General features: G+C 68.0%; 12 protein-coding genes. 5 read left to right on the top strand and 7 right to left on the bottom strand.

The annotated features are described in order from the left end of the window. Positions 1-222: 222 nt before the first annotated feature. Positions 223-858: a DUF6474 family protein gene (locus J2S53_RS16505; RefSeq protein ID WP_456241722.1), complete on the top strand. Its 636-nt coding sequence runs from the start codon at positions 223-225 to the stop codon at positions 856-858. A gap of 322 nt (positions 859-1180) precedes the next feature. On the opposite strand, the gene J2S53_RS16500 is transcribed toward J2S53_RS16505, so the two are convergent. From J2S53_RS16500 to J2S53_RS16490, 3 genes are all read right to left on the bottom strand, one after another. After that, positions 1181-3004: a BCCT family transporter gene (locus tag J2S53_RS16500; protein WP_456241721.1), complete on the bottom strand. Its 1824-nt coding sequence runs from the start codon at positions 3002-3004 to the stop codon at positions 1181-1183. A 580-nt stretch (positions 3005-3584) separates the two neighbouring features. Beyond that, positions 3585-4496 carry a phosphotransferase enzyme family protein gene (locus J2S53_RS16495; RefSeq protein ID WP_456241720.1) on the bottom strand — a complete coding sequence of 304 codons (912 nt, stop codon included), beginning with the start codon at positions 4494-4496 and terminating at the stop codon, positions 3585-3587. 76 nt (positions 4497-4572) lie between these two features. After that, complete coding sequence (locus J2S53_RS16490; RefSeq protein ID WP_092925267.1) at positions 4573-5955, bottom strand: helix-turn-helix domain-containing protein; 1383 nt, start codon at positions 5953-5955, stop codon at positions 4573-4575. A 221-nt stretch (positions 5956-6176) separates the two neighbouring features. Here J2S53_RS16490 and J2S53_RS16485 point away from each other — a divergent pair, with 221 nt between their 5' ends. After that, complete coding sequence (locus J2S53_RS16485; protein ID WP_092978048.1) at positions 6177-6452, top strand: hypothetical protein; 276 nt, start codon at positions 6177-6179, stop codon at positions 6450-6452. 12 nt (positions 6453-6464) lie between these two features. After that, positions 6465-6803 carry a hypothetical protein gene (locus tag J2S53_RS16480; RefSeq protein ID WP_043569550.1) on the top strand — a complete coding sequence of 113 codons (339 nt, stop codon included), beginning with the start codon at positions 6465-6467 and terminating at the stop codon, positions 6801-6803. Positions 6804-7542: 739 nt separating this feature from the next. On the opposite strand, the gene J2S53_RS16475 is transcribed toward J2S53_RS16480, so the two are convergent. After that, positions 7543-10926 carry an L-tyrosine/L-tryptophan isonitrile synthase family protein gene (locus tag J2S53_RS16475; RefSeq protein WP_456241719.1) on the bottom strand — a complete coding sequence of 1128 codons (3384 nt, stop codon included), beginning with the start codon at positions 10924-10926 and terminating at the stop codon, positions 7543-7545. A gap of 521 nt (positions 10927-11447) precedes the next feature. Here J2S53_RS16475 and J2S53_RS16470 point away from each other — a divergent pair. Next, complete coding sequence (locus J2S53_RS16470; protein WP_092925261.1) at positions 11448-12095, top strand: TetR family transcriptional regulator; 648 nt, start codon at positions 11448-11450, stop codon at positions 12093-12095. Here the strand turns inward: J2S53_RS16470 and J2S53_RS16465 are convergent. Next, the gene (locus J2S53_RS16465; protein WP_456241718.1) at positions 12065-13342 is read right to left on the bottom strand and encodes an alanine racemase; all 1278 of its coding nucleotides are present in this window, start codon (positions 13340-13342) and stop codon (positions 12065-12067) included. The two genes, J2S53_RS16470 and J2S53_RS16465, sit on opposite strands and share 31 nt — an antisense overlap. Before the next feature lie 87 nt (positions 13343-13429). On the opposite strand from J2S53_RS16465, the gene J2S53_RS16460 reads away from it, so the two are divergent. Beyond that, complete coding sequence (locus tag J2S53_RS16460) at positions 13430-14764, top strand: D-arabinono-1,4-lactone oxidase (protein ID WP_456241717.1); 1335 nt, start codon at positions 13430-13432, stop codon at positions 14762-14764. A gap of 302 nt (positions 14765-15066) precedes the next feature. Here J2S53_RS16460 and J2S53_RS16455 read toward each other — a convergent pair whose 3' ends face one another. Then, positions 15067-15882: an ESX secretion-associated protein EspG gene (locus J2S53_RS16455; protein WP_456241716.1), complete on the bottom strand. Its 816-nt coding sequence runs from the start codon at positions 15880-15882 to the stop codon at positions 15067-15069. A 222-nt stretch (positions 15883-16104) separates the two neighbouring features. Continuing rightward, entirely contained in the window at positions 16105-17418 is a 1314-nt protein-coding gene (locus J2S53_RS16450) for a hypothetical protein (RefSeq protein ID WP_456241647.1), read from the bottom strand. Positions 17419-17425 lie beyond the last annotated feature (7 nt).

Genomic DNA, 17425 nt, shown 5'->3' with positions numbered 1-17425 from the left:
ATATGACAATCACTCTTCCGAATGCCGAAAACCCCTGGGAAGCGGAAGACACGGGAGGTTCACGCGGCGAACGTCACGACGGAGCTGTCCAACACCCGAGAACGACTCTCAGCACGGAACGTGATCGACCTCTCGCCGTGCTGTAGCAACGAACGGCGGTACTGCCTAGACTGATCGGCGCAGTATCCGTTACGCCGGACCGGTCCGGAGGTGTTCGTCGGTATGACACGTGCACAGCGAACGCGGCACGAGGCCCCGGCAGGGCGTCGGCGCTCCGCACCCCCCGAGCAGCGACAGTCCACCCGGCCGCGACGTTCCCCGGCACCGGAGTCGGACTACTTCGAGGGGAAGGACCCCAAGACCGCCAAGCAGGAGGTCAAACTCGCCAAACAGCACTACAAGGCCGCGAGCAAGGGCGAGGCGGGGCGGATCACACCCGGTAACGCCAGGAAGGCGGTCGGGGTGGCCAGGGTGATCGGCCCGGCGTTGGCGCCCTACGCCGCACAGGCGGCCTCGGCGGCCAGGGACACCTACGAACGGGCGAGAGCCCGCAGGCTCGGGGTGGCCGTGACGGAGGTGGACCGCTTCTCGGGGCGCGGTGCCGCGTTGCACGCCCGGATCGCGGGGGACAGCACGGCGCTGCGGGACCTGCGCGAACGCGAGCCACAGGACCGGAGCGGCACCGAGGTGACACGCTTCGTGGACTCGGCGCAGCAACGCCTGTCCGAACTGGCGAGCGCGGTACGCGCGGCGGAGCGGATGCCCGCGGGCAGGCGCCGCTCGGCACACCGGGCCGTGCGGGGCGAGTTGGGCAGGATCGAGGACGATCTGCTGCGCCGCTTCCGGGTGGAAGGGTAAGTAGACCTCTCGGTCTGCGTGACCTCACCTGTGGCGGAACCTCTGGCACGGCTCTCGCTGCGGCGAGGGCCGACATCGGGTAGCGACCTACACAACGTCGGGCCTTCCTCGCGAGAACCGCACCCGAGAACCCGCGGCGGCGCCGGTGGTGAGGGTGATCGGAGTTCGGCACTGCGCCGAAGGGGCGCGTCAATTTCTCGCGAAATCGACGGCCACGGGGCCACATCGCCCCAGCGGGGCGTCAATTTCTCGCGAAATCGCCGCCGCCCGAACGGACACATCCCGCGCCCGAAGGCCTTACCGAGTTACCGGTCCCGGTCGGTTACCGGTCCCGGTCGGCGGCGTCAGCGGCTGTTCCCGGGGATTCGGACGAATCGCCGTCCAGCGGTTCGCCGTCGTCCTCCGAGATCTCCAGCTCGAAGTTCCCGTCGTGCTGCTCGTGCCCTTTGAGCACGGCGCGTTCCAGCACCTCGGTCCCCTTGTCGGCGCGGAGGGTGAGCGGATCCGCACGCAGGTCCTTCACCAGCGCCACGCACATCACCACCATCACGGCGGTGAACGGCAGCGCACCGATGAAGGTCAGGTTCTGGATGCCGCTCAGCGCGGTGTCACCGCCGTGCCCGATGACCAGCATCACGGCCGCGACCGCACCGGTGGCCGCACCCCAGAAGATCACGACCCAGCGCGCGGGCTCGATGGAACCGCGCTGCGACAGGGTGCCCATCACCACCGATCCCGCGTCCGCGCCGGAGACGAAGAAGATGGCCACCAGGATCATCACCAGCACCGAGGTGACACTCGACAGCGGGAGCTGCTCCAGCACGTTGAACGTCTGGGCCTCCGCACCGCCTTCCGAGACGGACACACCGTCCCTGGCCGCTCCGATGGCGGCACCGCCGAATATCGCGAACCAGATCACGCTGACAACGCTGGGAACGAGCAGCACGCCACCCACGAACTGCCGAATGGTCCTCCCCCGGCTGATGCGTGCGATGAACATCCCCACGAACGGCGTCCAGGAGATCCACCAGGCCCAGTAGAAGACGGTCCAGGTGGACAGCCATCGCTGCGTCTCGCTGCCGCCGGTGGCACCGGAACGCGAGGCCATCAGACCGAAATCACCCAGGTAGGTGCCCAGCGAGGTGGGGATCAGGTTCAGCATGAACACCGTCGGTCCCACCAGGAACACGAACACCGCTAGCAGCGCTGCGAGCACCATGTTGATGTTGGACAGGTACTGGATACCCCTGGCTACGCCGGACACCGCCGAAGCGATGAAGCAGACGGTCAGTACCACGATGATCAGCACCAGCACCGTGGTGCTCGCGCCGTCGATCCAGCCCGCCTCACTGAGACCGGTGCGGATCTGCAGGGTTCCGATGCCGAGCGAGGCGGCGGAACCGAACAGGGTCGCGAACAGGGCGAGCACGTCGATGAGTTTGCCGAGCGGTCCCGCGGCCGCGCGCTCACCGAGCAGTGGGGCGAACACGGCGCTGATGAGCTGTTTCCGTCCTTTTCGGAACGCGCTGTAGGCGATGGCGAGTCCGGCGACCGCGTAGATGGCCCAGGGGTGCAGCGTCCAGTGGAACAGCGAGGTGGCCATGGCGGTTCGAACCGCCTCGTCGGTGGCGCCGGGTGCGACCACGGCCGCACCGTCCGGTCCCGGCACGGTTGCCACGGCTCCGGGCGGGGGTGAGACGAAGTGCGACAGCGGCTCGCTGACGCCGTAGAACATCAGCCCGATCCCCATGCCCGCGCTGAACATCATCGCGATCCAGGAAACGGTTCGGAACTCGGGGCCCTCGTCGTCGGCACCGAGCGGGATCCGCCCGAACCTGCTCACGGCCAGGTACAGCGCGAACACGACGAAACCGGTGGAGGCCAGTACCAGGCTCCAGCCGAAATTGCCGATCAGCCAGTTCAAGGCGCCGCTGGACCAGTCGCCGAGCGATTCCGTGGCGAATCCGCCCCAGGCGACCAGCGCGAACATGATCAGTGCCACGGTGCCGAACACGATACGGTCGGTACCGGTTTTCCCGCCCGAGTCCGGGGGCTCGGTGTCGTGTTCGGCGGTTCGGGAGCTGTCCCCGGGGCCCGGTTTCCCCGAGCCGAGCCCCTGCTGTTGGAGTGGTGCGTTCGTGGACACGGCGTTCCCCCTACGGTGGTTGTGGTGAGTGAGGGAGCCCGCACCGGCACGGGCGGCGCTCCGATCACGACGATCACTTCGGGTGGTTGCAACGTTTCGCTGCGACGCGGCAGGGGACGGACCGGATCGGTCCACGACGAAAATGTGACCGCGAACACACTCGACACTCCGAAACGGATCGAGCGAGTGGGATCTCCCGCCTTGGAGTCCGACACGCCCGGCGTGTCCGAGTGGCAGCGCGAAGAATCAGGGGTTACGCTTCGCCCACGAGTGACAACAGAATAGAGCGCGACCTGTCAGTGGAACCGAAGTTCGACAAATCCGGATCAAATCTTCCACGATACGAAAAGAAGGTTGTGTCGTCGAACGGTTGTTTTTCGTCGGTGAGTTGCCGGACTTCGGCCGCGCCGATCAAATTCCGGGACCGGACGAGACGTGGCGGGCCGAGCCGGCCACGAACCGTCGGAGACGAGGGGATCGGCGTTCTCCCCGAGGCCGATACGATACGAATCGAACCACCCGCGTTCGGTCACGAAACCCCGTGCGTTCGGCTACCGGAGCCTCGTGGCGGGCACCCCTTTCAACGGTAGGGCGACCACCGCACCGTGAAATCACGCTCACGCATCGAACGCAACCGACGATAAAACTCTTCCGCGACAGCGGGATTACCACGAAGATTCGGAAGCACACTCACGGTTATTTTCAGTTCGCGCAGGTCTCGCAATACCGAAAAACCCGACCAGTCGGTGACGTCGAACCCGTAGGCGTCCACGAGATGCCGATACGCGAGCGGAGAACGTCCCAGTCGCAGATATCCCACCGCCATCGGCGTGAGATCCCATTCCGGAGGTCCCGCGCACAATGAGTCGAAATCGCACAGCACCGGGCCGTTCGGGCCGACGATGACGTTGCCGAGGTGGGCGTCGCCGTGCACCGTACTGCGGGGGAGGACGAACTCCAGCTCGGAGAGCCGGTGCTCGACGTCGTCGCAGTGACGTTTCAGGAAATCCCGATCACTGCGGTCGAGTTCGTGCTCGCCCTCGGCGAGGCGGCGCCGGGCGTCGGCCATCGGTTGCCAACGCGGCGCCGAAGGTGGTTCCCCCAGGGCGTGCAGCTCACGCAGCAGCTTTCCCAGGTCACTTCCCGTGGGTGCGACTCCGGAATCGGTGACTTCCTCCCACAGGGTGGCGATGTGGGCTCCGGTCCGAACGGGTTGGGGAACTCCCCGGAACAGCCGTACGGAGTCGATGCCGTGTTCGGCCAACCAGCTCGCGGCCTCGACCACGTTGTCCGCGCGGTAGGCCAGCGACGGCGACAGCACGATACGCACCACCACGGGGTGAGCACGCAGCAGGAAGACCCCGTTGTTGACGAACCGCAGCAGACGCGCGCCGCGGTGGTCGAGCCCTGCCTCGGCACATATCTCGGCCAGTGCCGTTTCCAGTTCGGGCGGAATCTCGGCACCGTGTGCCGAGTTCGGCGGGAAAGTCATGTTTGCCGATGTCATGTTGTGTCTTTTCGATGTGGTCGAACCGGCATCCGCGCTCCGGCACCACCGGTAACCGGGCTCAAACCGATCGCGCCTCGCGGAAGGTGCGGACCTGTTCGGCGAAATCACGCGCGTCCGGGTTCATGGTGTGTTTGGCCGCTTCCAGCTGCAAGGGTCGCAGCCGGTCGGGCACCCGCGCGGACTTGACCAGCGAACCGAGCTCCAGCGCCTGCCTGCCGACCTTGATGCCCTGCTGGACGTCGCCGGACCGCATGTGGTTGGTCGCCTGCATTCCCAGCATGAAAACGTGGCTGCGCTGCATGTTCTCCCCGTACGACTGGTTGCTCTTGAGTGTCTCCGCGACGGCCAGCGGTGCGTAGCGCTCCGGGGTGAACTCGGCCAACGCGTCGTAGACCGAACCAGTCATGCCGTGCAGGTCGTTCTGGTCGAAGAACTTCACCCAGTCCGGCTCCTGATGGAGTTCGGCCCTGGCGAACTCGTCCTGGGTACGCCCCAACATCTTGCCGACCTGGTCGGGGCGGTTGAGCATGCCGTAGGCCCAGCCCTCGTTGGCGCACATCACCGCGACCGTCAACGAGGACCCGGAGTCCTGCGCGGCGATCTGTCCCAGCTGGAACAGCTTGAGTGCTTCGTTGGGCTGCTGGTAGTGCAGGTAGACCCGCCCCATGCGGTAGAGCACGTTGGCGACCAGGCTGTCGTCGTTGGCCTGCTTGGCGAACTGCAGCGCCTTGCCGAAGTGGCTCCTGGCCGGGTCCATCAGCCCCATGTCGAACGAGGTCCACCCCGCGAGGCTGTGCATGTCGGCCAGCGAGACGAACAACCGCTGTTTGACGTGTTCGGCGCAGTCGGCGTGCAGCAGTTGCCTGGCCCAGTTCAGCTGGGCCACGACAGCGTCACGGCAAGTCCCCCCGCCGTGCCGGTAGTCCAGATCGCGCAGTGCCTTGGTCGCTGCCTGAATCTGTTGAACGTCGGTCATGCCGATACGCGACGGTGCCGGAGTCTGGGCACTGGACATCAGCCAGTCGCCTTCCTCCGCACCGAAGACAGAAGCCCCCATCGCAACCGCCGCGGCATGGGTCAGAAACTTCCGACGCTTCACCGTCTCGTCCTCCTCAGCCGGGGAGCCACCGGTGTCCTGTTCGGTGGCCCTCACTGCCGTCGCCCCGTCATAGGCGAGGCCCATGTACCCCCTCGGGACGCCGAGACCATCCGCGATGCGGGCCAGCACGTCATAGGCGATGACCTGCCTGCCCTTGAGGATCTCCGAAACCTCGGACTGCGACTGGCCGGTCGCGGCGGCGATCTGACGCTGCGAAACACCGTGCTTGCGCAACAGCTTGTAGATGTCGCTGATGTCGCGATTGGCCAGCGCTTGGCGCATCTCTCGTCCTTCCCAGACCTCGGGTGTAACGAGAGAGCCGTTGGAACCGATGGTGTTCATTTGAAGACCCCTCTAAGCTTCTCGGGCGTCGATCGCAGATTAAGGCTCCGCCCAACAGACGGTGAAGTCGACATCGAGACGTGGTGATCGGCGGGACCGAAGTTCGCTGACCGCTCATCGCGCGGTATGTCCGGTCGTCGCCCACCACCTAGCCAGCCGGCGCCGGTTCGTTCCAATCTAGACACCAGCAAGCAACCGAGCACCGAAAGGACATCCGCGAAGTGGATTCCTCCCAGCAGTCCGGCGAACCGGAATCGGTGGGCCCCGTCCCCCGACCGGAACACCGCCACGACGATTCCGGTGAGACCGCCGGGGCGAATCGGCTGCGGGTGCAGTGCCGGGGTGTGGACCACACTCCCCGGACCCTCGAGGTGCTCCTCGATAGGGACAGGGTGGTTCTCGCCGGACCGCCCGGCGCAACCGCGGCGGTGCCGACCGAGCGGGTCGGCCAACTCAGCTCCGCGCTGCGGTTCGCCGCTGATCAGGCGAGAAAGTGACGGTGACGTACGGTGGACGCGATCCTGGGACAGGTTCTGCGCAACGCGGTGTGGGAGCGACTCGATGTGCTTTCCGAGCTCGCGAACCGCGCTGATGCGTCGTCCCTGCTGTCCGTAGCGCGCTCCGAGATCCCGCGCCTCACCGCGGGGTGGCGGACGCTGCTGACCGCACACGAACCGGACGAACGAGGCAACTGCCCGGAGTGCTCGACCCGGTTGCGCCAGCGCAAGGCACCCTGCGCGGTGTGGCGCTCGGCCTACGAGCACTTGGTGGCCGGTGGCCTCGCACCCCGTCCCGCACGGCACCTGCGCCCGGCGCAGGCTCTGCGCCGAGCGGCGCCGGTGCCGTAGGACTCGGCGGACTCGGTCACCGGATACCACCTCCCCCGAACTGGTTTCGGACCGAGTCACCGCCGGTTGACCGGTGGTCGGCATGACGTGCCCCCCGACCACGGCTATGCCGATCACCGGTCTCCTCCGTTCCCCCGAGCGTCCTGTTTCCCCGACAGGGCTACGGCGTCGACGGGGCGACGCCACGGTGGAAACTTCGGCCTGCCCAACAACTCCACAATGCCTTACAGCGTCACAAGGTGAAGACACGAACACCTTTTCGGACCAACGATTTCACCGAAAAGATCGTGCTCCCTCCAGACTTCCGCGAGCCGGTACCGACGTTACTCCCCTCCCCCGAACCGGTATCGGCTCGCGGATTCCAACAGCTCCGTCGTTGAGATACTCCGCTGCTCAACATCATCAACGACGACGGAGTCGAACCGGGATTCCGGTACTCGTTTCCCCCCTGGCGAGTACCGGGATCCCGGTTTTCTATGGAGAGACGCGTTGCCCCGGTTTCATAGTCGCTCACTTGGCGGAACCTCCGGCACGGCTCTCGCTGCGGGTGCCCCGACATCGGGTAGCGACCTACACAACGTCGGGGCCGTCCTCGCGAGAGCCGCACCGGAGAACCCGCGGCGGTGCCGACCGCGTGCATGGTGGGAGTTCGGCCTGCGCTGGTGCTTGGGACTCGACTACTCGTCAGTGCTGCTGGCCCGGCGATTTCGCGAGAAGTTGACGGCCGTCCCAGGCCGGGTCATTTGCGGCGCAGGCGGGCTCTGTCCCGCAGGGAGCCATCCAGCAGGGCGCCCGGTGTACGTGCCCCGCGGGAAGGCAGCCGCGCGTACTGCGGCGGAACCATCATCAACGGCTGACTCGGCCCCAGCAGTGGGGAGAACGCGGGCACGAATCCCTGGTCGATCAGCGATACCGCGAAGTCCACGGCGACGTATCCCCTGCTGTCGAGCACCCCGGTCCCCTGCCAGGGAAGCAACCCGGAACCACCCAGATAGGTGAAACCGCAGCGTCCCTTGGTCACGGCGCTCACGGTGAGCCTCACCCGGGGATCCAGCAGTTTCTCGTAACCGAGTTCCTCGTCCACCTGCATGGTGGACAGATAGCGGATCGCGTTGTGCCAGGCACGACGCAGCACCGCGACGCGTGCCTGCCGGAGCCGCGGCGAGAGCCGCGAGTCGCCGAAGTTGTACACGTCGGCGTACACCCTTCGGGCCCAGCCGAACCGATCCGTGCCCGTGGGGGTCGGCACGGGCACGGAGTAGACCATGGACATCACCATCTCGCGGAACAGGTAGAGCGAACGCGCCACGCTCTCCGCGTCCGGCCCGACCCGCGCATCCGCCCGATCCCGCACCCGGTCCAGGGTGCGCAGTGGTTGATCGGTGATGTCGAGCCCGTGCAACGCGCTTTCCAGCGAACCTCGGAAGCGCTCGTACATGGCGGGGCGCTGGGCGGTCACCTCCCGACCGAGCCGTTCGGTGGCCAGTGAGTCGATCTCTCGGATGGACACGCAGCCGTCGAGTCCGACCAGGGAGGCGTATTCGCGCAGTTTGCGGGTGTACGCGGCTGTCACCGACGCCGGCCTGGGGCGGAAGTGCCTGCCGTCGGTGAGGATGTTGAAGCGCAGCCCGGGCGGGTGGACACCGCGCGCCGCCCGCTGCAGTTCGCGCAGTCGGATCAGCCCGCCCAGCTCGGCGATGTCCGGTAGCGGCCCGCAAGCCTTCAGCCGGTTCAGCGACTGCTTGATCGGGAAACCCAGCAGCATCACCTCGACCGGCTCGTCGCGCGCCACGAAGGAATCCGCGTCGCGGTGCATGTCCGCCAGCAGGTAGTTGGACCGCGATCCCTTGAGGAACTGCTTTCTGGTGAGCACGTGGTGCAGCGCCCCGACGGTGCGCCGGGTCCGTTCGGCGGGGTCGGCGACCGGCTCGTCCGCCGCGAACTTCACCGTCGCGCCACGCGCGGTTCGGTCCGCGGCACGGTCGGCGTCGTCGAGCACGGATTCGATCATGGACTCGGTTTCCGTACGGGTCAGCCGGACCGCCCAGCGCCACGAACTGCGGTTCTCCCGCAACGAGGCGATCTGGAGCTCTTCCAGGGAATGCGTGTTGGAGAGCACGGGCTGGGACCACGCGGAGCGGCGCCACGGGGAGGTCTCGAAACTGGAGATCACGGGCACGCCCCGCTCCGGAACGGCGCGGGACTCGGCGGCGCCGTTCTCCCGACCGTCTCGTTGCCGGGGCAGATCCCCTCGCGGCGAGACCGCGACGGTCAGCACTCCGGAGAGCTCGATGCCCTTGGCGGCGGATTCGGTGTCGAAGATCGCCACGACATCGGTGTCGCCGAGTTCGCGCAGTCGGCGGACGGTCCACTCGGTCGCGGGACCGGACCCGGTGAGCGGAACCCGGATGAGGTCGGCCTCGGGAACCCCGGCGCGATCCAATACGACTCGGGCGTGGTCGTAGTGCCGCTCGGAGCCCGGCACGCAGAACACCACCCGGCCACCCGCGTCGCGGATGTCCCAGACGAACCTGGGCAGTCCCGATCCGACCGTGCCGGTAACCGGCGTGTTCAGCTCCGCGAGCTCGGCGGTTGGGGGGTCCCACACGGATTCGGCGGGGCGGTGGGACTCCCGGCTCCGGAATCGCAGTCCGCCCGCCCCGCCGGATTCGTCGGGGCTCGGCTCGGAGCGGCGGGGGTCAGACGGGTAATTCTCGGGGCGGGAAGCCTCCGACAAGGAGGCCTCCGGTAGGGAAGCCTCCGGTAGGGAATCTTCCGGCAGGACGTTCTCCGAGCGGTGGGATTCGGGGCCGACGCCACCGGGCCGGCAACGATTCGCCCGTTCCTCGCGTGGCAAGGAGCGCAGGACCGTCTCGACGTCCGAGCGGTTCCGGAACAGTTCGCTCCCGGCCTGTCCCGATGGGACCGTGCGTTCCGGCACTAGCCCGCACGATTCCAGGTCTATCACCACGGTCGGCTGGCCGAGCTCGCGGTTCCACCTGCGCAGCCGGGTGCGCTCCTGCACGGTACGCAGCACCCGGCGAAGCAGCTCGTCCTGTTCGGCCGGGACGGTGTGCACGAAACCGCGCAGCGGATGGTTGCCGGACAGCACATCGGCGCTGCCGGTTTCCAGATCACGCAGCTCGGCCGAGATCACCTGCCGCATCGCGGCGCGGAACTCGCCGCGCCCCGCCCGGTCCCGCTCGCCGAACTCGGTCCGCTCGAACGTCTCGGAAAGCTCCTGGAGCGTGCGGACCAGTTCGCGCACCCCGTCGCGCACCTCGGTCGCCGTGACCTCCCGGGCCTCGCGCACCGCGGTCTCCGGAGTCACGACGAACCGGCCGGTGGCCTGCGTCTCCGGTGAGAGTTCCACGGCGAGGTTCTCCACCCGCGGTGTGAACAGCATTCCCGGCGGGTTCTCCAGTGCGAGTCGGAAGGCCCGCAGCAGCGGCCGGACGAAGTGTTCCAGGAAGTAACGCGACGCGCTCTCGCCGCGTTCGAAACGGTTGCCCACCACCTCGCCCAGCAGGGGGTGCGGCAGCGTCGGACCGGTCCGCAGCAGGGTGGGTAGCCGGACGGCTATGGTCCCGCCGGGAAAGGCGGGGTGGGCGGGGGTCGGCTCACCCAGCGGAGCCACCGCATCGTCGGGAACGCGTGGTTCGGCCGTGGCGCAGTGCATCCGGATTATCGGGTCCGCTGCCGGCATCCCGGCGAACCGGCTCCACGCCGATCCGGGACGACGAGCTCCGCCTTGTCGGGCCCCGCCCCGCGGGAACGAGTCCCGCGGGGATCCGTCCCGCGGGGGCTCGTCCCGGGAAGAATCATCGGGGATCCTTTCGAGTGCTTCGGTGAGCAGCGCCAGCCATGCCGGATCACGGCGTCCACGGGTGAGACGCAGCCGGATCAGCGTCCGGTAGAGCTCCCGCCAGCTCGGGGCGCTGCCCAGGGAGATCCCGCTACCCGCCCGCTTTCCGACCAGCCGGACCGGACCGTCGCGACCCGACAGACGCACCCCGTACTCGCCTTCGACGAGCACGGAATCGGCCCGGGCCACGTCGAGCGGCCACGTCCCGAACGGCGGTACTGTGCTTTCCTCGGGGCCAAGCCGGGGCCGACCGTCCAACGGGTATCTCCTTGCTCTTCCTCCGGCTGCGGGCGGAGACACCGAGCTCCGCGGTTCGAACCATCCGGTCCGGGGTACCGGATGGGAAGTGCCGGGGTTGCGGACAGCGATTCGTCTCGGTCAGACAACACCATGCGCCACCCCGAGATCGCGATAGTCAATCATCGAGTAATCGTGCGGGGACGACCGGACCGGTCGGAGCGCACCGTCTCACGCTAGTGAGCGATCTTTTTCGACGCCTGTGTGACGAGGTGCATAATCGCGTAACGCGATCCGACTCGGGCGCTGGATCCCGCCGACGTCGGCACGGTTCGCCGGGCCGGCGGCAGCGGCGGTCGTGCGGACGAAGGATCACTGCTCACCCTATCGACTGACACTCTGAAGGACCGCTCAGGAAGCATGATCGCTGTAAGAGCGCGAGACTAGGCAAGCCGTGCCGCTTGCCTGGCCGCTGGCGCCTGCGGCGCGCCTCGGACTCGGTCCGGGAAAACCTGGAGCTCGGATACGATCAAGGAGTCACCTTGCCAACCGAAGTAGCCCCGCTGCGCCGCAAGCCCGTCCAGCAACGCAGCGCCCAGCGTGTCGAGCGGATGCTGGAGTCCTGCGCACAGCTCATCGATGAGGTGGGGTACGACGGGCTGACCACGACACTGATAGCCGAACGTGCCGGTGTCGCCGTCGGTTCGCTGTACCAGTTCTTTCCGGACAAACGCGCGGTGGTGCAGGAGCTGACGCTGCGCAATCTGGACCGCTTCGTGCAGACGGTCTCCGAACGACTGGACCGGATAGAGCTCGCCCACTGGTGGGACGCCGTGGACACGGTCTTCGACGTCTACCTGGGGATGCACCGGGAGATCCCCGCGTTCAGCAAGCTGCACTTCGGCGACGTGGTGGATCTGCGGCTGCTGCACGAGACCAAGGACAACAACGCGGTGATCGCGGAGAAGCTCACCAGTCTCATCTCGGATCGTTTCGGGATGCCGCCGGGTGAACTGGAGCTACCGCTCTCGGTCGCGGTGGAGGCCGCCGACGCGGTGCTGCACCTGGCGTTCCGGCGCGCTCCCGAGGGTGACCAGACACTGGTCAACGAGGCGAGGGAGCTGGTCCGCGGTTACCTGTCCAGCAGGATCTCGGAGGATCAGCCGAAGGACTTGCCGGCGCCGCGGTAAGTGTCGACGGCACCGAGCCTGCGGTCCGCTCCGGAGTCGGGGGATTCGAGCAGGTGGTACTCGGGAAGCCGCTCGGCCAGCTCGCCTGCCTTCGCGTGCCGGAACCAAACCCGATCACCCGGCCGGAGACGCCGTGCTCCCGGCCCCACGACGGGGGTCTGTACCTCCCCGGCGCCTTCGGTTCCGGTCAGTCGCAGTCCACTGGGCAGGTAAGGGCTGGGAAGCCGATCCGGTCCCGCTGCCCCGGAAGCCGTGTATCCACCGGAGAAGAGGGTGGCGCTACGACGGTCGGGGCGACGTACCACCGGCAGCGCGAACAGCACGGCGGGCAGCGGTCGGAACGCCTCGTAGGCGTCGAACAGGGTCGGTCCTATCAGCCCCGAGCCCGCCGCTACCTCGGTGACGGCCGATTCGGTCGTGGTCGTCTCCAGGCTGCCGGTTCCACCGCCGTTGACGAATTCCAGCGGGCAGAGCTCACCGACGGCCTCGGCGACCGCCGCGCGGCGGTGGGCGAGTTCCCTGGCCGAGCCTCGCCGCACCCACCGGACGGCAGCCGCGCGCAGCGGCTGCCCGGGTGGAGCGTCACCGATCCCGGCTATCTGTCCTTCGTAGACCAGCAGTCCGACGAGCCGGAAGGCTTCCCGCCGCAGGATCTCCCGCGTCAGCTCGCGTGCCTGTCGCGGCGAACGCACCGGCGAGCGCAACGGACCTACGTGCAGCCGCTCGCCGAGCTTCGCGCCGAGCCCGGGAACGCGGGACACGAATGACTCTTCCAGCGGACGCCAGGCGGCGTCGACCTCCATGCAGATCCGCAGTCGCTCGGCGGTGTCGGAGGTCGCTCGCTCGATCAGGTCGAGCTGCTCGGCGGAGTCGACGGTGATCGTGACCGCGGCGGCGGCGCCCGGATCGGCGGCCAGTTCCGCCAGCGCCGCGTGGTCGACCGTGGGGTAGGCGACCAGCAGGTCGTCGGAGATTCCCAGCCGGTACAGCCAGAGCGCCTCGGGCAGGTTGTAGCACATCAGTCCCGCGAACCCCGGTGAGCGCAGTGCGCGACGGATCAGCTCGGGGCAGCGCAGCGACTTCGTGGCCAGGCGGATCGGCTTGCCGTCGGCGCGTCTCGCGAGCTCGGCGGCATTGCGGTCGAACGCGTCCAGATCCGCCACCCCGAAAGGTGGTTCCAGCTCGGCGGTCACGGCGTCCAGCCGTGTCGCGGAGCCGGCGATGGTGGGTGCTGCCGACGGGGTCACGCATTTCAAGGTAAGCCCGCACCCCTTGTTACGCGAGAGATATTCACATAATTTTCCGGGAATCGGCGGCGGAAGGACGATACGGTCATGACGATTACCCGAACCACGTGGTCGAACTGGGCGAGCACGGTGGTCGCGCCCGAGAGCCGAACCGCACGCCCGCGCGACCGGACCGACCTCGTCACCGCCGTCACCGAGGCGCGTGCCGCGGGCCACGGGGTGCGCCCGCTGGGGTCCGGCCACTCGTTCAGCGAGATCGCCGCACCGCTGCCGTCCGGGGAACGCGGCGAGGTCGTGGCACTGGACCTCTCAGGGTGGACCGGGATCACCGATGTGGCCCCCGACCGGGGGACGGTCACGGTTCGCGGCGGCACGCCGCTGCACCTGCTCAACGAGTCGCTGGACCGGCTGGGACTGGCACTGCCCAACCTCGGCGACATCGACCGGCAGACCGTGGCAGGCGCGATATCCACCGGCACCCACGGCACGGGGGCGAACCTGGGCGGGCTGGCCACCCAGGTGACGGCGCTGGAACTGGTACTGGCCGACGGTTCGACGCTGCGCTGCTCCCCCACCGAGAACCCCGAGGTGTTCGACGCGGCCCGGGTCGGTCTGGGCGCGCTGGGTCTGATCAGCACGGTGACGCTGCGTTGCGTTCCCGCGTTCGCGCTGGCGGCCGAGGAGCAGCCGCGGCAGCTCGACGAGGTACTGGCCGAGTTCGAGCGGTACGCCGCCGAGAACGACCACTTCGAGTTCTACTGGTTCCCGCACAGCACGCACACCCTGGTCAAACGCAACAACAGGCTGCCCGAGCGCGAACGTCCCCGACCGCTGCACCCGGTGCGGTCCTGGCTGGAGTACCGGGTGCTGGAGAACGGGCTGTTCGGTCTCGCGTGCGAGATCGGCAGGCGCCGCCCCGCACTGGTGAAGCGGCTGAACCGGATCTGCGGCGCCACCTGGTCGGGGCGCTCCTACGGCGACACCTCGCACCGGGTGTTCGTGACCAGCCGGACCGTTCGGTTCGTGGAGTCGGAGTACGCGATCCCGCGCGAGCGGCTGCCCGAGGTGATCGAGCGGCTGCGGGATGCCGTGGCGCGGTTACGCCATCCGGTGATGTTCCCCGTCGAGGTTCGGTTGGCCGAGGCCGATGACATCTGGCTGTCCACCGCCCACGGACGCGATACCGCCTACGTCGCGATCCACCAGTACAAGGGGATGCCGTACCGCGAGTGGTTCGACACCTTCGAGGGAATCGTGCGGGAGGTCGGGGGCAGACCGCACTGGGGCAAGATGCACGGGCTCGGCGCCGAGGAGCTGCGCGGCAGCTACCCCCGGTTCGACGACTTCCTGCGGGTGCGGGACCGGCTGGACCCGGACCGGCTGTTCGGCAACCCCTACCTGACCCGCGTCCTCGGCAGCTGACCGGGCTTTCCCGGCCCGGCCGTCATCCGCAGCGCACCCGGGGCGGCGGCTCGGCCCCGGCTGCGTCGATTTCTCGCGAAATCGCCGCGCCCCTTCGACGCGGGCCGAGCCCCGATCACCCCCGGCAGGGCCGAGCTCCCACCACTCACGCAGTCGGCACCGCCGCGGGTTCTCCGGTGCGGTTCTCGCGAGGACGCCGGAGACGTTGTGTAGGTCGCTACCCGATGTCGCCGGACCCACAGCGAGAACCGTGCCAGAGGGGTTCCGCCAAGCGACCACCCACGACGGTCGGAGAGATGACCTCACCTCCGACGGAGGTGTTCGAGCATCTCCTCCAGCTTGGCGGTGATCTTGCGCTGATCGGCGGGCGCGACGGTGAACCACTCGCGCCCGTCGCTTCCGGTGCTCTGCTGGGTCATGTAGCAGCCCTGCTCGGTGCGGAAGACCTGCAGTCCGTTGGGCAGCTTGTGCGTCCGGTTGACCTTGCGGTCGTGGCGGCGGGCGGTGATTACCGCCTCGGTGCCGCGCGGTGTGGTGATGACGTTGCCGAGTACCCGGGCGTCGTTCTGCCGAATACCGACGGAGGCGAGCGCGCTCATGGCGTTGCCGGAGGGGTCGGAGCTCATCCGTTGCTCGGCCTGCTTGAGCAGCTCGGTGGGCACGCTGGCCGAGCCGCCGGAGATCGGTTTCAGCTCGCCGAGCAGTTTGACGGCGTTGCCGCCGAGGCCGCCGTACTCCTGCCGGTCGAGCAGGATGTTCTCCGCCGAGCCGGAATCGGGGGCGTCGGCCTGGTAGGCGCGCAGCGTGCCGCGGCCCTGCTCAGCCAGCACCGCGTTGAAGCTCTCCCGGTCGTCGCGCACCGCCATGCCGAGCGCCAGCGGCGGATAGGCGAGCAGGTGCCAGGCGTCGTCGAGGAAGGGGTGCACCTCGTCGGTCTGGATCAACCCCTGTCGTTGCAGCTCGGCCCGGCCCTCTTCGGGGATCCGTACCCGCTCGTCCTCGTCGAGCTGCACCGACAACATGCCCACCCGTAACAGCGGGTGGATCATCAGGTCGTAACGCTCACACAGGTAGATGGCGGCCGCTGGGCCGACAGAGATCTGGTTTCGCACCGTCATTTCCGTTGTTTCAGCCGATCCACGCGCCGTGCGTTCGCGGGCGCGGGGCGGAGGGAACTCGCGTGGCGACCGCCAGGAGCCCTGTGGCACGGCCAGTGGGACGTGCCCGGTTGAGCACGCCCGCGCCCGGCTCCACGCGAGTGTTCGCCTCGGTCTCGATTGGGCGGCCGTCCCGTTGTCGGGGCGGGACGGCCTGTCGCCTCGCTTCGGTGATACCGCTGGTCAGCGGCCCTGCTCGTAGGGGGTCTCACCCAGCACCGGCGGGGCGACACGTTGCATGTCGTTGGTGAACACGTCCTCGTCCTCGACCAGCCAGCTCGGACGATCGTGCTCCTCCTCACCACCACCATCGCCCTGCCGAGCCCCGGCACCACCCATCGGCCCACCACGAGCACCACCAGCAGCAGCATTGGAACCCGACACCACCGAGCCACCGCCCCTCGAACCATAAGAACCCGTCCCGGACCGACCACCAGCGGCCGGCTCACCCGAACCGGAACCACCGAGCCCACCGGCACGACCACCGACACCTCCAGCGGAACCACCACCACGGGCACCACCCACACCGCCCGCGCCACCGGCACGACCACCCGAACCGGAACCACCGGACACCCCCGGCGGACCGTTCGGAGCCGGCGCCCACCGGCCGTTATACGGATTCTGCCGCTGCCAACCCCCATCAGGACCCTGCCGGTAGACCGTGCCGTCCGAACCACGCACCGCCCCCGGAGAAAGCGAACCACCGCCCGCGGAACCACCACCCGAGGGACTCACCCACGCCGACCCCGAACCAGCCGGCTGCGACGTGTAGGAACCACCACCCACACCGGAACCACCCGACGGGACATGCGACCCACCGACCGAACCAACCGAACCACCAGAACCCCCGGCCCACGCCGAGGACGAGGAAGCCGACGCCGCATAGCCCGAACCCACACTGTTGTCAAAGGTGCTGCCCGCCACCACACTGCCCGCACTACCGCCATAACTGGCCTGCCGCGACGCGTCGGTATCGGACTCCTCCGACGGCGTGAACTCCGGCAACCCCCGCGTGGCCGCCGTCGTCTGCTCCGTATACCGAACCATCACACTGTTGGCCTCCTCATTCGTAGCCCGATAACGCTCCTGCTTCTCCTCGTAATCACTGGTCCACCCCAACCCGGGAAAACCACTGACCCCACTGTCATCCGCCCAATTCTTCTCCGGAACCTCCAACTGAGCCGGACCACCATCGGAGAGCTTGCCACCCTCGACGGGGAGATCCTGGAAGGTCTTGTGCTGCGTGCCGGCCTGAGCGTCCAACGAGTCCTGCACGGTTTCGCAGAAATCGGCCGCGTTGTCGACGACCGGCTTGACCGCGGATACCGAAGCCTTGGCGATCTCGGCCGCACGGCCCTCGTGAGCCTCTTCGGCCTTGCCCAGTGCCGAGTTGACGGTTTCGACGATGCTTTTGAACTTCGAAGCGGCGGCGCTAAGCGAACTCGACCCCTGGCTACTAGCCGAAGGCAGGCTGGGCGCATCGGGTGATCCGGCCATACTCGCC

The sequence above is a fragment of the Actinopolyspora lacussalsi genome, from assembly GCA_030803735.1.
Taxonomy (GTDB): Bacteria; Actinomycetota; Actinomycetes; order Mycobacteriales; family Pseudonocardiaceae; genus Actinopolyspora; species Actinopolyspora lacussalsi.
Note: the sequence above shows the minus strand (reverse complement) of the source record. Positions and strands in the feature narration are given on the sequence as shown.